The sequence below is a fragment of the Shewanella sp. MF05960 genome, from assembly GCF_050849305.1.
Classification (GTDB): Bacteria; Pseudomonadota; Gammaproteobacteria; order Enterobacterales; family Shewanellaceae; genus Shewanella.
Map to the genome: position 1 here is coordinate 131,929 of NZ_JBOZPS010000001.1, position 17,735 is coordinate 149,663.

The following is a 17,735-nucleotide window of genomic DNA, read 5'->3' on the forward strand; positions in this document are numbered from 1 at the left end:
CACACCTAACAGCCATGAAAAGTGCCAACAATATGACCAAATACAGCCTACGTTCTTGGGTTCTGGTACTTGCGTTAGCGCCCACAATTGTCGTGGGTATTCTACTTGGAAGTTATTTCACGATAAACCGCTTTTATGAATTGGAAGACACCTTAATTATAAAAGGCAGCAATATTGTTGAACCTTTAGCCATTGCCAGTGAGTTTGGCATTATTAATCAAGACCGCGAATCGACAAAACGCCTTCTGGCGGCATCGCAAATTAATAATGCTTCGTTAATTCACTCCATTGCGGTATTTGACGCTGAAAATCAATTATTTGTAACGTCTCATTATCATAAAGATTTTGAAACAATGCGCTTTAAAAAGCCATTAACGACACTCATAGGTACAGAACACGAAACCATTGGCGATACGCTCGTTATCCGTGTACCCATTATTTCGCATACCGGCCTTGAAAGCTCGTTGCTCAGTAGCTTAAATCGCGTTAACGATACCGAACAAAACACACAACAAAACACACAACAAAACACACAACAAAATCAGCATTTCATAAAACCTATCTTCAACAACCAGCAAGAGCAAATTCTAGGCTATATTTCCGTTCTGCTTAATAAAGAAAATGCACTACTCGAGCAACATAGAGCGGCTATAGCGGCCTTTATTATTGTGTTAATAGGCGTGCAATTTAATCTATTTTTTACATTCCGTCTGGTAAAGCATGTTAACCATCCGATTACTGAAATGGTGCGTGTGGTAGCAAAAATTCGTGAGGGTAAACTGGATACACGCCTTGAAGGTAATTTAATCGGTGAGCTTGATTTACTTAAGCGCGGTATTAATGCCATGGCGGGCTCTTTATCCGAATATCACGACGAGATGCAGCAAAATATTGACCAAGCCACATCAGACTTACGTGAAACCCTAGAGCAAATTGAAATTCAAAACGTTGAGTTAGACTTAGCCAAAAAACGTGCCTTAGAAGCAAGCCGAATTAAGTCTGAATTTTTAGCCAACATGTCGCACGAGTTACGAACACCGCTCAATGGTGTCATCGGTTTTGCAAGGCAGTTGTTAAAAACGCCTCTGCATACTAGCCAGCTGGATTACATTAAAACCATTGAACGAAGCGCCAGTAACTTACTGGGTATTATTAACGATATTCTCGACTTCTCTAAACTTGAAGCTGGCAAAATGGTACTTGAAAAAATGCCATTTGCACTGCGTGAAACACTTGCTGAAACGCTTACCATTATTGCTGGCAGCGCCCAAGAAAAGGGTCTGGAGTTGGTCATTGATATTGATAGCAATGTCCCTGAGAGTGTGAGTGGCGACTCCATGCGAGTGAGTCAAATTATTACCAACTTAGTGGGTAACGCGATTAAGTTTACCGACTCTGGCAGTGTCATCCTTAAAATTCACTTAGTCGGTCATGACGAGGACAATATTACTCTTCGATGTGAAGTTATCGATACCGGCATTGGCATCGACGAGAGCCAGCAAGAATATTTATTCCAAGCATTTGGCCAGGCAGATTCTTCTATATCACGCCGATTTGGCGGCACGGGATTAGGCTTAGTTATCACCAAGCGACTCATTAACCAAATGGGGGGCCAAATTGGCTTTACGTCTGCCCCCAATAAAGGCTCAAACTTCTGGTTTATTTTACCACTTGGGATCAGCCAATTTGAAATAGGCGAAGTCTTGCCAGTCAATGTCCTACAACATAAATCTGTGTTGCTGTATGAGCCTCGCGAGTTGTCTCGAGACACCCTTAACCGCCGATTAGTCTCTTGGCAGTTAATTTTAACCAATGTCGCAAACCCAGAAAACTTGACCTCGGTACTGCAAAGTCAAAATAGTAAATTTGATTATATTATTATGAGCTGTCATGGTTTTGTTGATAACGCCGAATTAATTCATTTATTACAGCAAGCACGTCAGCATACTGATTGCTTAGTGCTGTTGCATGACTGTGTTGATCAAGATGTGATTATTAACGTGCTTAAAGCCAATGCAGATGTCCTGCTTAACACGCCAATAAGTGACTTTACCTTAGCACGCCATTTAATATACCCACCCACGCAAGCTACATTAGTCAGCTTGCCTGAACGGCCCATTGTCGAAGACACTCACCGTATTAAGGCCTCTGTGCTAGCGGTTGACGATAATATGGCTAATTTAAAACTAATTGACACCTTATTAAAAGAATTGGTTGTCAATGTAGTGACCGCAAGCAACGGTAAAGACGCCATAAAGCAAGCTCAAGAACATGCATTCGATTTAATTTTTATGGACATTCAAATGCCCGGTACAGACGGTATTACAGCTACCCAACAAATCCGCTTCGCATCGCTTAACCGTCACACCCCTATTATTGCAGTTACGGCTCATGCGATTGCAGAAGAGCGAGAGAAAATTCTCGCCTGTGGCATGGACGGCTTCTTACCAAAACCTATCGATGAAGTATCGTTAAAAGGGGTGATTAATCGCTGGATCACCAAGCCTAAATTTACCCATTTCGACAACACCATATTAAATTGGGGTTTGTGTTTAACTCAAGCCAATCAAAAACCAGACTTAGCATTAGACATGCTAAAAATGCTGGTTAGCTCGCTTCCTGAAACAGTTGCAGCTATCGACAATGCCTTAGAAAAACGTGATTCTGCAACATTATTACAAGCAGTGCACAAACTGCATGGCGCAACATGCTATTGCGGCGTACCGACAACACAAAAACTTTGTAAAGATATCGAATCAGCCTTAAAGCATAAAATTGATATCGATGATCTTGAACCTGAAATACTAGAGTTACTTGATGAGTTAACTAAGGTAGAATCAGCTGCAAATCAAGTGATAAACCAGCTATCAGTGGATACTCCTAATGACCAGTAAACCCGGATTCTTTAAACGCCTTAAGGCGCTATCTTTACCGCAAAAACAGCTTTTTGCACTTGCCTTGTGTCAACGTATGTTACCTAATTACAAACTATTCTCTGAAGTATGTGAGTTTGGTGAGCCTCAAGTATTAAGCACCGCACTTGAGCTATTATGGCAAAGCCAATACGACAAAAAGCTTAAATTCAATATTGATGTACATTTACAACGTCTCGATGAAAACACTCCAGATCCAAGCGATTTTGAAGCTTATGGTGCCTACCCCGCGATGGATGCTGCCGTTGCTATCGCAACGTTAATGAGTGCTATCGACAGTAAAATTGAAGAAGACATTACCAATATCAGCAAATTATCATCAAGTACCGTCGCAAACTACATTGAAGCGATTAGTGATGAATCATTAATGGATGAAGAACTAGATGAGTTTGTTTTTTCGCATCCAGTAATGGAAGAAGAAAAAGAGCTTCAAGGTATGTTGCTTGATATTATCGAAGCCAACCCAGACATTAACAGCGAGTTAGTGAAAGGATTGCGTAAAGATATTATTGACGCTGGCGTATCAAACATTGGCATTAGCGAGTAATCGGTACAGGCATTAACGAGAGGCTACAAATTGATGTTTGCAGCCAAGTGAACAACTTGATACCTTAATAATAGCCTTAATAACAGCCTTAATAATAGCCTGAATAATAGCCTGAATGTTTCAGGCTATTATTCGTTATAATGAGTAGGAAGATAAAACCTCATACCTTACAATACCCCTTATAATACCGACCATTACACGCTGTGATATTGAGTTTTAAAACGTCAAAGGCCCTATGAAAAAAATTTTCTATCAAGGCTTTACCTTCACCAATCCAAACGGCAAAACCGACAATTGGACACTCGTGATTGGCAATCAAGTTCGCGTAGGCTCGTTATTTGAATTAAGACGACAAGTGCACTTTTTTACCGAACTGGGTATTTTACCTCAGCCTAAAATCGCTAAATAACGCGCATTCACAGTGTGGTGTTCTCAACATTTTGACTCCTCAGCGATAAGCCTCAACTGCGGATCTAAACGATAAATTTCTGCAATAACTTCAACTATATATCTAAGCTATAAATCTAAGCGATAAAATCAATTATCTACGTCCAACAACAAAATAGTCTTCACATATCAGTATTAATTCAATGAAAAGATGAAAAACTATCACCTTGAGCCTAAGTCTAATTGCATCGCAGCGAATAAAAGCAGTAAAGTGACAACATTATCATTTTGCTAAGGAATTGCGAGGGATGTCTAGTATTCTTACCCCGCTAATCGCTGTCTTCGCCATTATGCTGCTAGGCAGCTTAGTCCAAAAGTTGAGACTGCTTCCCGCCGACACCGATGTCGTGCTTAATCAGTTTGTATATTATGTGGCCTTCCCTGCTATTTTATTAATTGTATTAGCAGAAACACGTATTGAAGACATTGCTCAATGGGGCTTTATTGCCGGCTTTAGTTTAGCCATGGTAATCACTTATGCATTCGTTATTGCGCTGTCTCTTTGGCAAGCACCAAAGCAACAAGCCATCGCGGCAATGCGTGGATTAAACTCAACCTTTGGCAATACTGCCTTTATTGGCATCCCATTAATGAGTTTAATGTTTCCCGATAACAAAATGGCTCTCGTCGCTGCGGCCATCGCCAGTTTGTTATCAGTCATCATGTTCGCTTTTGCACTAGTGTCTATCGAACTTGCTAGCCGAAACAAACAATCCTCTGAACCAGCCATTTTAATCATGGCTAATGCACTGGGTAAAAACCCTATCGTTGTTGGCAGTGCCATTGGGATAGCATTATCGGCTTGTCATATCAGCCTCCCTAATAGCGTGTCACTGATGTTACATCAATTGGGTAATACCTCGAGCCCTTGCGCCCTGTTTGCCATTGGTATGGTATTAGTCAAAGCCTTACGTCAACAAACAGGCAGTAAGCTGTTTACAGCCAGCTTAATTGCTGAACTCAATGTGATTAACCTGTTTAAGTTGGTCATTCAACCTCTTATTGCCTACGGCTTATTAATTGCATTTGGGGTTGAGCAACAATGGTTAATAATGGGGGTGTTACTAGCCTCACTTCCTACTGCAGCAAGTGTTTACTTACTGGCAGACCGTTACCAGGTGCATGCAAATGTGAGTGCGCAAGCAATACTCTATGGCACGTTAATGACCTTTATCAGCCTGCCGATAATTGAATCTTTATTGAAAACTTACGCTTAACGTTAATTGAATTAATGATGTGTTCAATCGGCTAATGATTGAGATTGGTATAACTATCGTGCGATTCGTGATTAACAAATAGACAAAGATAATTTTCGGTCTACTACTTTACTGTATAAAAAATCAGTATATACTGTTTATCAATACAGTGGTTTGGTGGTTTCATAGACAGGAATTCATTATGCTTTGCCAACTCAGCATCAACAATTTTGCTATCGTACGTTTTTTAGAACTCGACTTTAAAGCCGGTATGACAAGCATCACCGGGGAAACCGGTGCAGGTAAATCGATTGCAATCGACGCTCTGGGTTTGTGTTTAGGCAACCGCAGTGATGCCAATACTGTGAGACCCGGCGCGAATAAAACCGAGGTCAGTGCACGCTTTACCCTGCTCGATGTGCCGTTAGCAAAACGCTGGCTTGAAGATAATGATCTCGACGCTGACGACGAATGCATTCTTCGTCGTACCATTAATAGTGATGGACGTTCTCGCGCCTACATCAACAGTAATCCCGTTCCAGTGACGCAATTAAAAGCTATAGGCCAATTATTAATTGGTATTCATGGCCAACATGCCCATCATGCGATGCTCAAAAGTGAGCATCAATTAAATCTGCTCGACAGTTACGCCAACCACAAAATATTACTTGATAACGTGAGCGCTAGTTATGTTAGGTGCAAACAAGTTGAAAATGAACTCAAGCAACTAGAACAAGCTCAGCACGAACGTATTTCACGCCAACAACTGTTGCAATATCAAGTAGAAGAGCTAAACGAATTTAACCTAGGCTTAGACGAGTTTGATGACATTGAGCAAGAACATAAACGGTTGGCAAATGGCACTGATTTAATCGAACGTTGCCAGGCTGGTTTGCACTTACTTACCGAAAGTGACGATGGCAATATTGAATCACTGTTAAATAAAGTCGCCGCCATTGCAGACACGCTTCAAGGCTATGATGAATCCCTTGCGCCTATTAGTACTATGCTTAACGATGCGTTAATCCAAGTTCAAGAAAGTGCTAGCGAAATCGAGAGTTATTTAAGCCGTCTTGAATTAGATCCTGAGCATTTTGCTTATCTTGAAAAACGCTTATCAACGGCAATGCAATTAGCACGTAAGCATCATGTAGGCCCAGATAAACTGGCTTTGCATCACCAAGCGCTAATGGCAGAGTTAGCAGAACTCGCTGGTGATGAAAATAAACTCGACGAGATAAGACTGCAATTAGATGCAAGCAGAAACGCCTATTTAGTCAATGCACAGAAACTCAGCCAAAGCCGCAATCGTTATGCTAAAGAGTTAGATAAATTAGTCACCCGCTCAATTCATGAACTTAATATGCCTAAAGGTAAATTTAGTATCGAAGTGAATCACGACCCAGCCAATATCTCAGTGAATGGCTGTGACAACATTGAATTCATGGTGACCACTAACCCAGGGCAACCTTTACAACCGATTTCCAAAGTCGCTTCAGGCGGTGAGCTATCGCGTATAGGTTTAGGTATTCAGGTGATAACCGCTAAAAAAGTCGCAACCCCAACATTAATATTTGATGAAGTTGATGTAGGTATTTCAGGCCCTACGGCATCTGTAGTCGGCAGAATGCTGCGCAGCCTTGGAGAATCAACTCAGGTGTTGTGTGTTACCCATTTACCTCAAGTTGCAGGAAATGGCCATCAACACATGTTTGTAAATAAGTTTAATAAGGCCGGCAGCACTGAAACCACCATGCAAGCACTAGATAAAGATCAACGCGTTAATGAACTGGCACGTTTACTCGGTGGAGACGTAATTACTGAAAACACCTTAGCCAACGCCCGCGAATTATTGCAATAGCGTCATGGCTTATCAAAAGCTAACCATCATGTTACCATTGTGTTAAATGGACTTTGAGGATAAAGAGTGATGATGACTTTGTTAAAAACGATAGGCGTGCTGGTTGGGTTAATAAGCAGCTTATTAGTCTTTGCCGTTGTTTGCTTAGTGGCAATCAACGCGTCTGACAGAACAAAGTCTCCAAATACATTATTAGTTGAAAGCTGGCTAAAACAGCAGCCTGTTGAGTCGAATGAAAATGGATTTACCTATGCCATGGCGTTACTCAACGCCACAAAAGAGAATCAATCGGGCCAATCAACCACGGCGCTCACTTTTAATGCTCAACAGAATAAATTAACAGCTAACTTTAAAGACGCTTGCCAACTAACAGATTGGGATACTTGTAATGCGTTTTTTAGCCACAATAGCGAAACCATTAAACGTGTAATTCATACTCATCAAGCGAATATTAAAAAATACAATACATTAATTGCTATGCCCGATTGGCAAGAAAGCGATGAGTCTTTAACAACTCAACACCTACCTCACTGGAGCCTGCTTTTTCAACTAAGGGATTTAAGCATACTTGCAGCAATAAATAGACCTGACTCAACGCCCCATAAAATCGATGTTGATGCTGCGATAGCATTCTTAAACAAAGATGCTCATTTTTGGAATAACGTTTATCACTCCTCTCGTTCGGTATTAAGTCATACTATCGCCAATAATATGCTTAAAAAACAGCTGAGTTTTGCGAGTACTTTAGTGAAAGAAAATCCAAATATCGTGACGAAAAATACTACTTGGCAATCAGCTTTTACATTGTCTCAACGTGACTTTGAGCGTATTTTTTCAGGTGAATGGCTATTTTCTCGTAATATCATGCAACAAGCGGTTACAGATGCACAAAAAAACAGCGCGCCATTTTACGAAAAATGGTTGGTGAATACTTTTGTTCATCTCATTGATGATGATAATCTTCGTTCTGAGTATTTCGTCAATGTGGTCAAAGAGCCAGTGTTAGCCAGCTCATCAACACTTAAACAGCCTGATTATTGCGGCACTGACAATAAGTTGCAGCAATTATGGCAATTACGCTATAACCCGATTGGTAAAATATTAAGTTGTACTTATTATGAAACAGATCTGAAGCTGCGCGTCGTCAACATGAATAATGAAATAGAACAGCTACGCAACAATTTAATGTTGCCTCAATAAACTTTAATATCGTTGAGTTTGTAACAATAAGCATCAAATATAAAAAAAGAGCACATAGTGCTCTTTTTTTCGATGTTTAAGGCTTCGTTATAATTTATGGCAGCGTTATAAATAATACACAGCCAACTGCACGCCGATTAATGCAAATATTCCCGCTAAGACATCATCGATCATAATCCCAAAACCACCATGAACTTTGGCATCAAGCCAGCGGATAGGCCAAGGTTTAATTATGTCAAAAAAGCGAAATAATGCGAAACCAAGTACTAACCACATAATACCGACAGGCACCGCTATCATAGTGATCATTAAACCGACCACTTCATCCCACACAATCGCACCGTGATCATGGACGCCCATGTCTTTGGCGGCTTTTCCACAAATATAAAAACCAGCAAGCATACTCAACACAGTAATTAACAAGTATTGCGTTAAGCTTAATTGTTGCATTAATAGCACTATAGGCACAGCGGCTAAGGTGCCAAAGGTACCAGGTGCTTTCGCCGCTTTTCCGCTACCAAAGCCTAATGCTAAAAAGTGAATAGGATTAGCTAAAGACAGCTTATTGACGAATTTATCTTGAGTGATAAGTTTCATAATCGGTTAACTAAAATGTTCAAAAGTTCGGGAAACAGGGACAAATGCCTTACCATCGTCGACTAATTTAAGTTTATCACCAGCACAGATTTGGCCAATTTTGACAAATTTAACCCCTGCATGGATAAGCGCAGTATCAATAGCGCCACGTTGAGACTCTGGAACAGTAAACGCTAACTCGTAATCTTCACCGCCTGTTAACGCATAACTCAGCGCGTCTTCACGATTTAAGTTGGCTTTAAGTGAAGCAGATAACGGTATTTGATTCACATCGATAATAGCACCCACTTTAGAGGCTTTTAACACATGGCCAATATCTGACATTAACCCATCAGACAAATCAATCGCACTGGTGGCTAATGTTCTTAACGCTTGGCCTGCTAATACCCTAGGGGTTGGATAATAATGACGATTAATCAGGTATTCTTTATCTTCAGTATTAACGGTTTTAGTGCCTCTTAAAATATCTAAGCCTAACGCTGAATCACCTAATGTACCAGTGACATAAATCCAATCGCCAATTTTAGCGCCGGCACGTGTCAATGCTGTGCCTTTTATCACCTGGCCATTGATGGTGATGCTAATACTGCGCGGGCCGCGAGTGGTATCGCCACCAATTAATGCTACGCCATAATATTCTGCAATTTCAAAAAGCCCTTCGCTGAAACTTGCTAACCATGATTCATCCACACTCGGCAGCGTCAAAGCCAAAGTAAACCATGCTGGCTCAGCACCCATTGCGGCGAGATCAGATAAATTTACGGCTAAAGATTTATACCCTAATGCGTGGGCTGGAATGTCGGCTAAAAAATGGACATTTTCAACGAGAGTATCGCATGAAATCGCAATTGATTTGTTTTCAGCAGGATTAACCAAAGCGCAGTCGTCGCCAATGCTAAGCGCAACATCGCGTCGTTTTTGGCCTTTATTACGAAAGTAATGTTCGATAAGTTGGAATTCTTTCACATTCAGTTTGGTGCGGTAAACCGACCACCTTAATTTAGAAACAATTAATAGAAATGAAAAACGGTATCCGAAGATACCGTTCTGGTATTACTTTTGCTTCACAATCTTATCAAGCAGACCGTTAACGAACTTGTGACTATCGTCTGCACCAAACACTTTCGCTAATTCGATACCTTCGTTAATTGCCACTTTAAACGGCACATCTTTACGGAAGGTCAACTCGTAAGTTGCCAAACGCACGATAGCTTTTTCAACTGGTGAAACATCTTCGAAATCACGATCTAAATGTGGCTTTAGCAAATCATCAATCTGTGAAGTTTTTGACGCTACACCTGATAATAATTCACGAAAATAAGCAACATCTACACCATCAGTGTTCTGCTCAGTTAAAAACTCATGTTCTACGTCAGCAACATTGTTCTTACTTAACTGCCATGAATAAATGGCTTGAACGGCTAAACGGCGGGCCTTACGGCGCTCTGAAGGTTTCATACTTTTCCTACTATTACAGCTGTTGTTCTAGTTGTTGCAGTACGTTAACCATTTCAAGTAAACCCAGTGCAGCTTCGCCGCCTTTATTACCTGCTTTAGTACCTGAACGCTCAATAGCTTGTTCAATGGTATCTGTAGTTAACACACCGAATGAAACAGGTAGGTCATATTCTAAAGCAACTTGTGCAAGACCTTTGTTACATTCACCGGCAACAAAATCAAAATGAGGAGTACCGCCACGGATCACCGCACCAAGTGCAATAATGCCGTCAAACTTGCCACTCGCAGCAACACGCTTCGCCGCTAGTGGTAATTCAACTGCGCCAGGTACACGTACAACAGTGATGTTGTCGTCACTTACCTGACCGAAACGCTTTAATGTGTCTATTGCACCATCAAGCAGACTTTCAACTAAAAAGCTATTGAATCGCGATATTACGATCGCCACTTTGGCATTTTTCGCTTCGATATTACCTTGAACTACGTTCATTCTATCTTACCTAAATTAGCTAAAGCACCCGGCTCGGGGCAAAAAGAGGCGCTATGATATCACAGCCATTAGCCCTGAGCGCTATGCAATTAATGAAATTGTTAAATTTACCACTTGCCAACATTACTCGGCAATATAGTCCGTCACTTCTAAACCAAAGCCTGACAACGAGTGGTAACGCTTTGGTGAACTTAATAGGCGCATACTCGTTACACCTAGATCGGATAAAATTTGCGAACCGACTCCCACCCGACGTGATGTTCCTTGCCACATTGCGGGCGCTGGCGATTGGCCATTATCTTCAGCTTCAAACGCTTTTACTTTTGCCAATAACTGACTTGAATGTTCATCGTTACCCAGCAGCACTAAAACGCCGCCATCTGCTGCGATACGTTCCATGGCTTTCTCTAACGGCCAACTGCGTTTTTGATCGCGCTCAGAGTGCAGTAAATCGTTGAAGGTATTTTGCAAATGAACCCGTACCAAACAGTTTGCTTTAACCTCGTCTTTAACCAAAGCATAATGCAATTGATTATCGATAGTGTCTCTAAAGGTGACCATGGTAAATTCGCCATAACGGGTCGGTAATTTACACTGTGCTTCACGTACTACGGTGGTTTCATTGGTGTTACGGTATTCAATTAAATCGGCAATAGTACCGATTTTAATGCCGTGTTTTTCGCTGAATATTTCAAGATCTGGGCGGCGCGCCATGGTGCCGTCGTCATTCAAAATTTCGACAATGACACCCGACGGCTCACAACCGGCTAATCGCGCTAAATCGCAACCGGCTTCGGTATGACCAGCGCGCGTTAACACGCCACCTTCTTGTGCCATCAACGGAAATATATGACCAGGCTGTACTAAGTCAGACGCTTTAGCATCTTTAGCCACAGCCGCTTGTACCGTTAACGCGCGGTCGTGGGCGGAGATACCTGTGGTTACACCCGTTGCCGCTTCAATCGAGACGGTAAAGTTAGTCGAAAATTGGGCGTTATTATTGGTAACCATTAGCGGTAAATTAAGCTGCTGACAACGCGCTTTGGTCATCGTTTGGCAAATAAGCCCACGGCCGTAGGTTGCCATAAAGTTGATTGCTGCTGGCGTCACTTTATCAGCGGCCATAATCAAATCACCTTCATTTTCTCTGTCTTCATCGTCCATCAAGATAACCATTTTACCTTGACGAATATCTTCAATGATTTCTTCTATGCTATGTAGCGCCATTGTCAGACCTTTATATATTAAGAGTTTGCTTCAATACTGAAGTTGTCATTCTATTTTTATTTTATAAGTTAAGTGGATACAAAAGTTAATACGCTTAACGTAAGAAACCAGACTTGGCCAATAACTCCATCGTCACACCCGATGACGACTTAGCATGGTCTGCTTCAGGCTGCATTAACCGCTCTAAATAACGAGCAATTAAATCCACCTCAATGTTAACGTTATCACCCACTTTTAAATTCACTAATGTAGTTTCACCGGCAGTGTGAGGCACGATAGTTAATCTAAAACGACTTCCATCTACTTCATTAACGGTTAAGCTCACACCATCGATAGTAATCGATCCTTTGTGAGCGATATAGCGACTCAGTGTTGCGGGTGCTTTTAACCAAAATTCTAGCGCTTTGCCTCTGTAGGCACATTGCTCAACTTTAGCAATACCATCAACATGGCCGCTGACCATGTGACCACCTAACCTTGTTGTCGCCGTAACGGCTTTTTCAAGGTTTACTTGTTGGCCTACTTGATAATAACTAAAACCGGTTAACGCCACTGTTTCAGCTGAGATGTCAGCCACATAACCGTCAGCTAAGCGCTCTACCACGGTTAAACACACACCATTAGTGGCGATACTGTCGCCTAATTTCACGTCGGTTAAATCTAATTTACCACTGGCAACGGTTAAGCGAATATCGTTACCTTTGCGATCAATTTTACGTAATGTACCAAGGGCTTCGATTATCCCAGTAAACATAATGACTCACTTTTAACGTTTATACTTTGCTGTCGCTCAGACTTTTAGCCTTGGCAACAAGCAATTAATAGGGTTTGTTATATCTGAGGATATAACGCTTATCATTGCCAATACTGCGCTCATCAATGAGTTGCAACATGGGCGTTTGTTCTATGGAAGTATAATCTGGCAATTGCAGCATATTGCGTCCATGACTGCCAAGGATCTTAGGAGCTTGGTAAAGCACAATATCATCCGCTAAATTTTGTGCTACAAATGCACCCGCTAACGTTGAACCAGCTTCGACTAACACTGAATTGGTTGTGTTGCCTAAATACGTTAACAAGGCCAACAACGGGATTCTACCTACCGAGTCACACTCTAGAACTAAAAAAGACACATGCGCTGGAAATGTCGCTTTGACTTGCTCAGGATATTCACGACACGAGACCAATAAAATCGGGCTCAGTATAGAAAATAATTGTGGCGTTGCCGTTAGTCTTGCACGGCTATCTAATATGACTCTTAGAGGCTGAAAAATGTCATTCGGGTTAAGACGAGTTGTTAACTCACCTAATAACTCAAAACGGACATTTAAACTGGGATCGTCAATTAGCACGGTTTCAACGCCAGTAATTAACGCACAGTGACTGGCTCGATACTTTTGCACATCAGCACGAGCAGCGCTGCCTGTAATCCATTTTGATACGCCATTAGATAACGCTGTTTTTCCGTCTAAACTGGCAGCCACTTTAACCGTGACCCAGGGTAAACCGGTTTTCATGCGTTTCATAAAACCCAGGTTAAGTGCATAAGCTTGCTCAGTGAGTAACCCCACATCCACTTGAATGCCGGCCTCTCTTAACATTGCAATACCACGACCAGACACTTCAGGATTGGCATCTGTCACTGCGACGACCACTCTAGCAACCTTGGCATTTATCAAGCCTAATGCACATGGCGGCGTACGCCCATAATGACTGCAAGGCTCTAATGTTACATACGCTGTTGCACCCTGCGCAGTTAATCCATTTTCATTAACCATCTTTAGGGCGTTCACTTCTGCGTGTCCCTGGCCGGCACGTTGGTGATAGCCCTCACCGATAATCTGTCCATCAGCAACAATCACACAACCGACACATGGATTGGGCCGCGTGGTATAACGGCCTCGCTCTGCCAGCATAATGGCTCGGCTCATCATTTCAATATCGACGCTAGACCCGTTAGACATGGTTATCACTCTCGTTTGATATCATGTTAAGCACACAAAATAGAATTCAAAAAATTAGCGTTTAGTCGGTGATTATTTTTGCAGCTTGGCAATCGCTTCGCCAAATTGAGAGACATCTTCAAAAGCACGATAAACCGAAGCAAAGCGAATATAAGCCACTTTATCTAAGCTCATTAATTGCTCCATCATCAGATTACCAATCATTTCAGAGTCTACTTCACGTTCACCTGTTGCGCGCAGCGTTGATTTAATCTTAGTCAGAGCTTGATCAATTTCATCAATGGATACTGGACGTTTTTCCACTGCACGCAACATACCGCCGCGCAGCTTATCTTCGTCAAACGGTTGTCTGGTGCCATCACGTTTTATCACTCTAGGCATGACTAATTCAGCACCTTCAAATGTGGTAAAACGTTCATGACATTCGGTACATTCCCGGCGACGGCGTACTTGATGGCCATCGGTCACTAATCGAGAATCGATAACTTTGGTGTCGGTCGCGCTACAAAAAGGGCAATGCATTGAACCTCCTGCAGAAAACAAAATGGCCGCTAAAATTAGCGGCCATTAAAGTTTATCCTATTTGTTGAGCAAGGTTAACCTAAACCTCAACAGCAATAGTGATTAACCGTATACAGGGAACTTAGCACATAACGCCAACACTTGGCCTTTAACGCGCTCAATAACCGCTGTGTTAGATGCATCATCTAAAATGTCGCATATCCAGGTTGTCAGCTCTTTCGCTTCAGCTTCTTTAAAGCCGCGACGCGTAATGGCTGGTGTGCCGATACGCACACCTGATGTGACAAACGGTGAGCGTGGATCATTTGGTACTGAGTTTTTGTTAACCGTAATGTTGGCACTGCCTAAAGCGGCATCGGCTTCTTTACCGGTTAAATCACGACCGATTAAATCAACCAACATTAAGTGGTTTTCAGTTCCGCCTGAAACGATTTTGTAACCGCGCGCTAAAAATACTTCAACCATGGCTTTGGCATTTTTAACCACTTGCTGCTGGTATACTTTAAACTCTGGCTCTAATGCTTCTTTAAATGCAACCGCTTTGCCCGCGATAACATGCATTAATGGGCCACCTTGACCGCCAGGGAATACCGCTGAGTTTAGCTTCTTATACAAGTCTTCATCATCAGCCGCAGAAATAATAATGCCGCCACGTGGACCCGCTAAGGTTTTATGCGTTGTTGAAGTCACAACGTGTGCATGAGGCACTGGCGTTGGATAAACACCAGCAGCGATTAAACCTGCAACGTGCGCCATATCAACAAATAAATAAGCACCGATTTTATCCGCAATTTCACGCATTTTAGCCCAGTCAACAATACCTGAGAACGCCGAGAAACCACCAATCATCATCTTCGGCTTATGTTCAACTGCTAAGCGTTCCATTTCGTCGTAGTCAATTTTGCCAGACTCGTCGATACCGTAAGGGATGATGTTATAAAGCTTGCCAGAAAAGTTAACTGGAGAACCGTGAGTTAAATGACCACCGTGAGCGAGGTTCATCCCTAGAACAGTATCACCAGGTTGTAATAACGCCATAAACACAGCGCTATTAGCTTGTGAACCTGAGTGCGGTTGCACGTTGGCGTAAGTGGCGCCAAATAATTCTTTTGCGCGTTCTATTGCTAATGTTTCAACAACATCAACATACTCGCACCCACCATAGTAACGCTTACCTGGATAACCTTCAGCATACTTGTTAGTTAACTGAGAACCTTGCGCTTCCATCACACGTGGACTGGTGTAGTTCTCAGACGCAATCAATTCAATGTGTTCTTCTTGACGACAAGTTTCATCTTCAATGGCTTTAAATAATTCTGGATCGTAATCCGCAATATTCATCGCTTTCTTCAACATGGTAGCTCCAACATCAATTTCTATATAGTAGGGTTGCGCGGTATTCTACTCTGCAACGATGATCATTCACAGTATAAACAACATGAAATTCACTGTGTTCTGAATACAAAACGATTCAAGTTAATCCGCCGAGGTGGTATTTAATCTGCTTCGCTGCACCGCAAAATTAATTCCATAATCCCCTGTTGAGTTACGCAAAGAATACAGTAGAATTATCGTCATCTTTGTTGACAACTAGACTGAATAAACATGGCTCAATTTGTATATAGCATGCTTCGCGTGGGTAAGATTGTCCCACCTAAAAAGCAAATTTTAAAAGACATTTCATTAAGCTTTTTCCCCGGCGCTAAAATTGGCGTACTGGGCTTAAACGGTTCAGGTAAATCTACTCTGCTACGCATCATGGCCGGTATTGATACCGACATTGAGGGTGAAGCACGCCCAATGCCTGGGCTTAAAATTGGTTATTTACCGCAAGAGCCGCGCTTAAATGAGCAGCAAACCGTCCGCGAAGCCATTGAAGAAGCGGTAGGCGAAGCTAAAAATGCCTTAACCCGTTTAGATGAAGTGTATGCTGCCTATGCTGAACCCGATGCAGATTTTGATGCACTGGCAAAAGAACAAGGTGAATTAGAAGCCATTATTCAATCTCAAGATGCCCATAACCTTGACCGCATTCTTGAACGTGCCGCTAATGCGCTACGTTTACCAGAATGGGACGCAAAAATTGAAGTGCTTTCTGGTGGTGAACGTCGTCGAGTCGCGATTTGCCGTTTGCTGCTTGAAAAACCAGAAATGCTATTACTTGACGAACCAACCAACCACTTAGATGCTGAGTCAGTGGCATGGTTAGAGCATTTTTTACAAGAATATAACGGCACCGTTGTGGCCATTACCCACGACCGTTACTTCTTAGATAATGCTGCTGGCTGGATTTTAGAACTTGACCGCGGCGAAGGTATTCCATGGGAAGGTAACTATTCATCATGGCTGGAGCAAAAAGATGCACGTTTACAGCAAGAGTCATCAACTGAAAGCGCTCGTCAGAAAACCATTGCTAAAGAATTAGAATGGGTTCGCCAAGGTGCTAAAGGTCGTCAATCAAAAGGTAAAGCCCGTATGGCTCGCTTTGAAGAATTGAACACCAACGATTACCAAAAGCGTAACGAAACCAACGAACTGTTTATCCCACCTGGACCTCGCCTAGGTGACAAGGTCATCGAAGTGACTAATTTAACCAAGTCATACGGTGATCGGGTGTTAATTGATGACTTAACATTCACTGTGCCTAAAGGGGCTATCGTGGGTATTATTGGTGCTAACGGTGCCGGTAAATCAACGTTATTTAGAATGATATCGGGTGCAGAACAACCAGACAGCGGTTCGATTTCTGTGGGTGAATCTGTGCAAATTGCTTCTGTTGAGCAGTTCCGTGATTCTATGGATGATAAAAATACCGTGTGGCAGGAGATTTCTGGCGGTTTAGACATCATGCGCATCAACAACACAGAAATACCAAGCCGTGCCTATGTTGGCCGCTTTAACTTCCGTGGTGGCGATCAACAAAAAATCATTGGCACCTTATCGGGCGGTGAACGTAACCGTGTTCACTTAGCCAAGCTACTGCAAGCTGGCGGCAACGTATTATTACTCGACGAACCGACCAACGACTTGGACGTTGAAACTTTGCGTGCACTAGAAGAAGCGTTATTGGAGTTCCCTGGTTGCGCTATGGTTATTTCGCATGACCGTTGGTTCCTCGACCGAATTGCAACGCATATCCTTGATTACCGTGATGAAGGTAAAGTGAACTTCTATGAAGGAAACTATACTGAATACTCAACATGGCTAAAAGAAACACTGGGTACTGATGTAGTTGAACCACACCGCTTAAAATACAAGCGCATAAGCAAATAGCCTTGGTTCTTTACAAGTAA

At 42.2% G+C, this 17,735-nt stretch carries 16 protein-coding genes; 7 read left to right on the forward strand and 9 right to left on the reverse strand.

Annotation, left to right across the window (positions count from 1 at the left end; all coding sequences use genetic code 11):
- The first annotated feature begins 32 nt into the window (after positions 1–32).
- The 6 genes from barA (at position 33) to ACROAE_RS00615 (ending at position 8,184) form a co-directional block, all read left to right on the forward strand.
- Entirely contained in the window at positions 33–2,894 is a 2,862-nt protein-coding gene (barA, locus tag ACROAE_RS00590) for a two-component sensor histidine kinase BarA (RefSeq protein WP_432398978.1), read from the forward strand.
- Positions 2,884–3,480 carry a YjaG family protein gene (locus tag ACROAE_RS00595; protein ID WP_432398979.1) on the forward strand — a complete coding sequence of 199 codons (597 nt, stop codon included), beginning with the start codon at positions 2,884–2,886 and terminating at the stop codon, positions 3,478–3,480. Before barA ends, ACROAE_RS00595 begins: the two co-directional genes overlap by 11 nt.
- Positions 3,481–3,715: 235 nt before the next feature.
- On the forward strand, positions 3,716–3,889 hold the full coding sequence (locus ACROAE_RS00600) for a DUF3319 domain-containing protein (RefSeq protein ID WP_432398980.1): 174 nt from the start codon (positions 3,716–3,718) through the stop codon (positions 3,887–3,889).
- A 286-nt stretch (positions 3,890–4,175) separates the two neighbouring features.
- A complete protein-coding gene (locus tag ACROAE_RS00605) occupies positions 4,176–5,144 on the forward strand; it encodes an AEC family transporter (protein WP_432398981.1) in 969 nt (322 codons plus the stop codon).
- Between the two features lie 181 nt (positions 5,145–5,325).
- Positions 5,326–6,984: a DNA repair protein RecN gene (gene recN, locus ACROAE_RS00610; RefSeq protein ID WP_432398982.1), complete on the forward strand. Its 1,659-nt coding sequence runs from the start codon at positions 5,326–5,328 to the stop codon at positions 6,982–6,984.
- 69 nt (positions 6,985–7,053) lie between these two features.
- Positions 7,054–8,184 (forward strand): hypothetical protein, encoded by a 1,131-nt coding sequence (locus tag ACROAE_RS00615; protein ID WP_432398983.1) that lies wholly within the window; start codon positions 7,054–7,056, stop codon positions 8,182–8,184.
- 105 nt (positions 8,185–8,289) lie between these two features.
- Here ACROAE_RS00615 and ACROAE_RS00620 read toward each other — a convergent pair whose 3' ends face one another.
- The 9 genes from ACROAE_RS00620 to glyA form a co-directional block, all read right to left on the reverse strand.
- Positions 8,290–8,781, reverse strand: a complete 492-nt coding sequence (locus tag ACROAE_RS00620; protein ID WP_432398984.1) for a phosphatidylglycerophosphatase A family protein — start codon at positions 8,779–8,781, stop codon at positions 8,290–8,292.
- A 6-nt stretch (positions 8,782–8,787) separates the two neighbouring features.
- The gene (thiL, locus tag ACROAE_RS00625; RefSeq protein ID WP_432398985.1) at positions 8,788–9,747 is read right to left on the reverse strand and encodes a thiamine-phosphate kinase; all 960 of its coding nucleotides are present in this window, start codon (positions 9,745–9,747) and stop codon (positions 8,788–8,790) included.
- Between the two features lie 87 nt (positions 9,748–9,834).
- The gene (nusB, locus tag ACROAE_RS00630; RefSeq protein ID WP_432398986.1) at positions 9,835–10,239 is read right to left on the reverse strand and encodes a transcription antitermination factor NusB; all 405 of its coding nucleotides are present in this window, start codon (positions 10,237–10,239) and stop codon (positions 9,835–9,837) included.
- Between the two features lie 13 nt (positions 10,240–10,252).
- The gene (ribH, locus tag ACROAE_RS00635; protein ID WP_160053672.1) at positions 10,253–10,729 is read right to left on the reverse strand and encodes a 6,7-dimethyl-8-ribityllumazine synthase; all 477 of its coding nucleotides are present in this window, start codon (positions 10,727–10,729) and stop codon (positions 10,253–10,255) included.
- Between the two features lie 123 nt (positions 10,730–10,852).
- Complete coding sequence (ribBA, locus tag ACROAE_RS00640; protein ID WP_432398987.1) at positions 10,853–11,956, reverse strand: bifunctional 3,4-dihydroxy-2-butanone-4-phosphate synthase/GTP cyclohydrolase II; 1,104 nt, start codon at positions 11,954–11,956, stop codon at positions 10,853–10,855.
- Positions 11,957–12,050: 94 nt separating this feature from the next.
- Complete coding sequence (locus ACROAE_RS00645) at positions 12,051–12,710, reverse strand: riboflavin synthase (protein ID WP_432398989.1); 660 nt, start codon at positions 12,708–12,710, stop codon at positions 12,051–12,053.
- Positions 12,711–12,774: 64 nt separating this feature from the next.
- On the reverse strand, positions 12,775–13,920 hold the full coding sequence (ribD, locus tag ACROAE_RS00650; RefSeq protein ID WP_432398990.1) for a bifunctional diaminohydroxyphosphoribosylaminopyrimidine deaminase/5-amino-6-(5-phosphoribosylamino)uracil reductase RibD: 1,146 nt from the start codon (positions 13,918–13,920) through the stop codon (positions 12,775–12,777).
- A 72-nt stretch (positions 13,921–13,992) separates the two neighbouring features.
- Entirely contained in the window at positions 13,993–14,442 is a 450-nt protein-coding gene (gene nrdR / locus ACROAE_RS00655; protein ID WP_432398991.1) for a transcriptional regulator NrdR, read from the reverse strand.
- Positions 14,443–14,544: 102 nt separating this feature from the next.
- Positions 14,545–15,798 (reverse strand): serine hydroxymethyltransferase, encoded by a 1,254-nt coding sequence (glyA, locus tag ACROAE_RS00660; RefSeq protein ID WP_432385522.1) that lies wholly within the window; start codon positions 15,796–15,798, stop codon positions 14,545–14,547.
- 249 nt (positions 15,799–16,047) lie between these two features.
- Between glyA and ettA the strand changes: the two genes are divergently transcribed.
- Positions 16,048–17,715 (forward strand): energy-dependent translational throttle protein EttA, encoded by a 1,668-nt coding sequence (ettA, locus tag ACROAE_RS00665; protein ID WP_432398992.1) that lies wholly within the window; start codon positions 16,048–16,050, stop codon positions 17,713–17,715.
- Positions 17,716–17,735 lie beyond the last annotated feature (20 nt).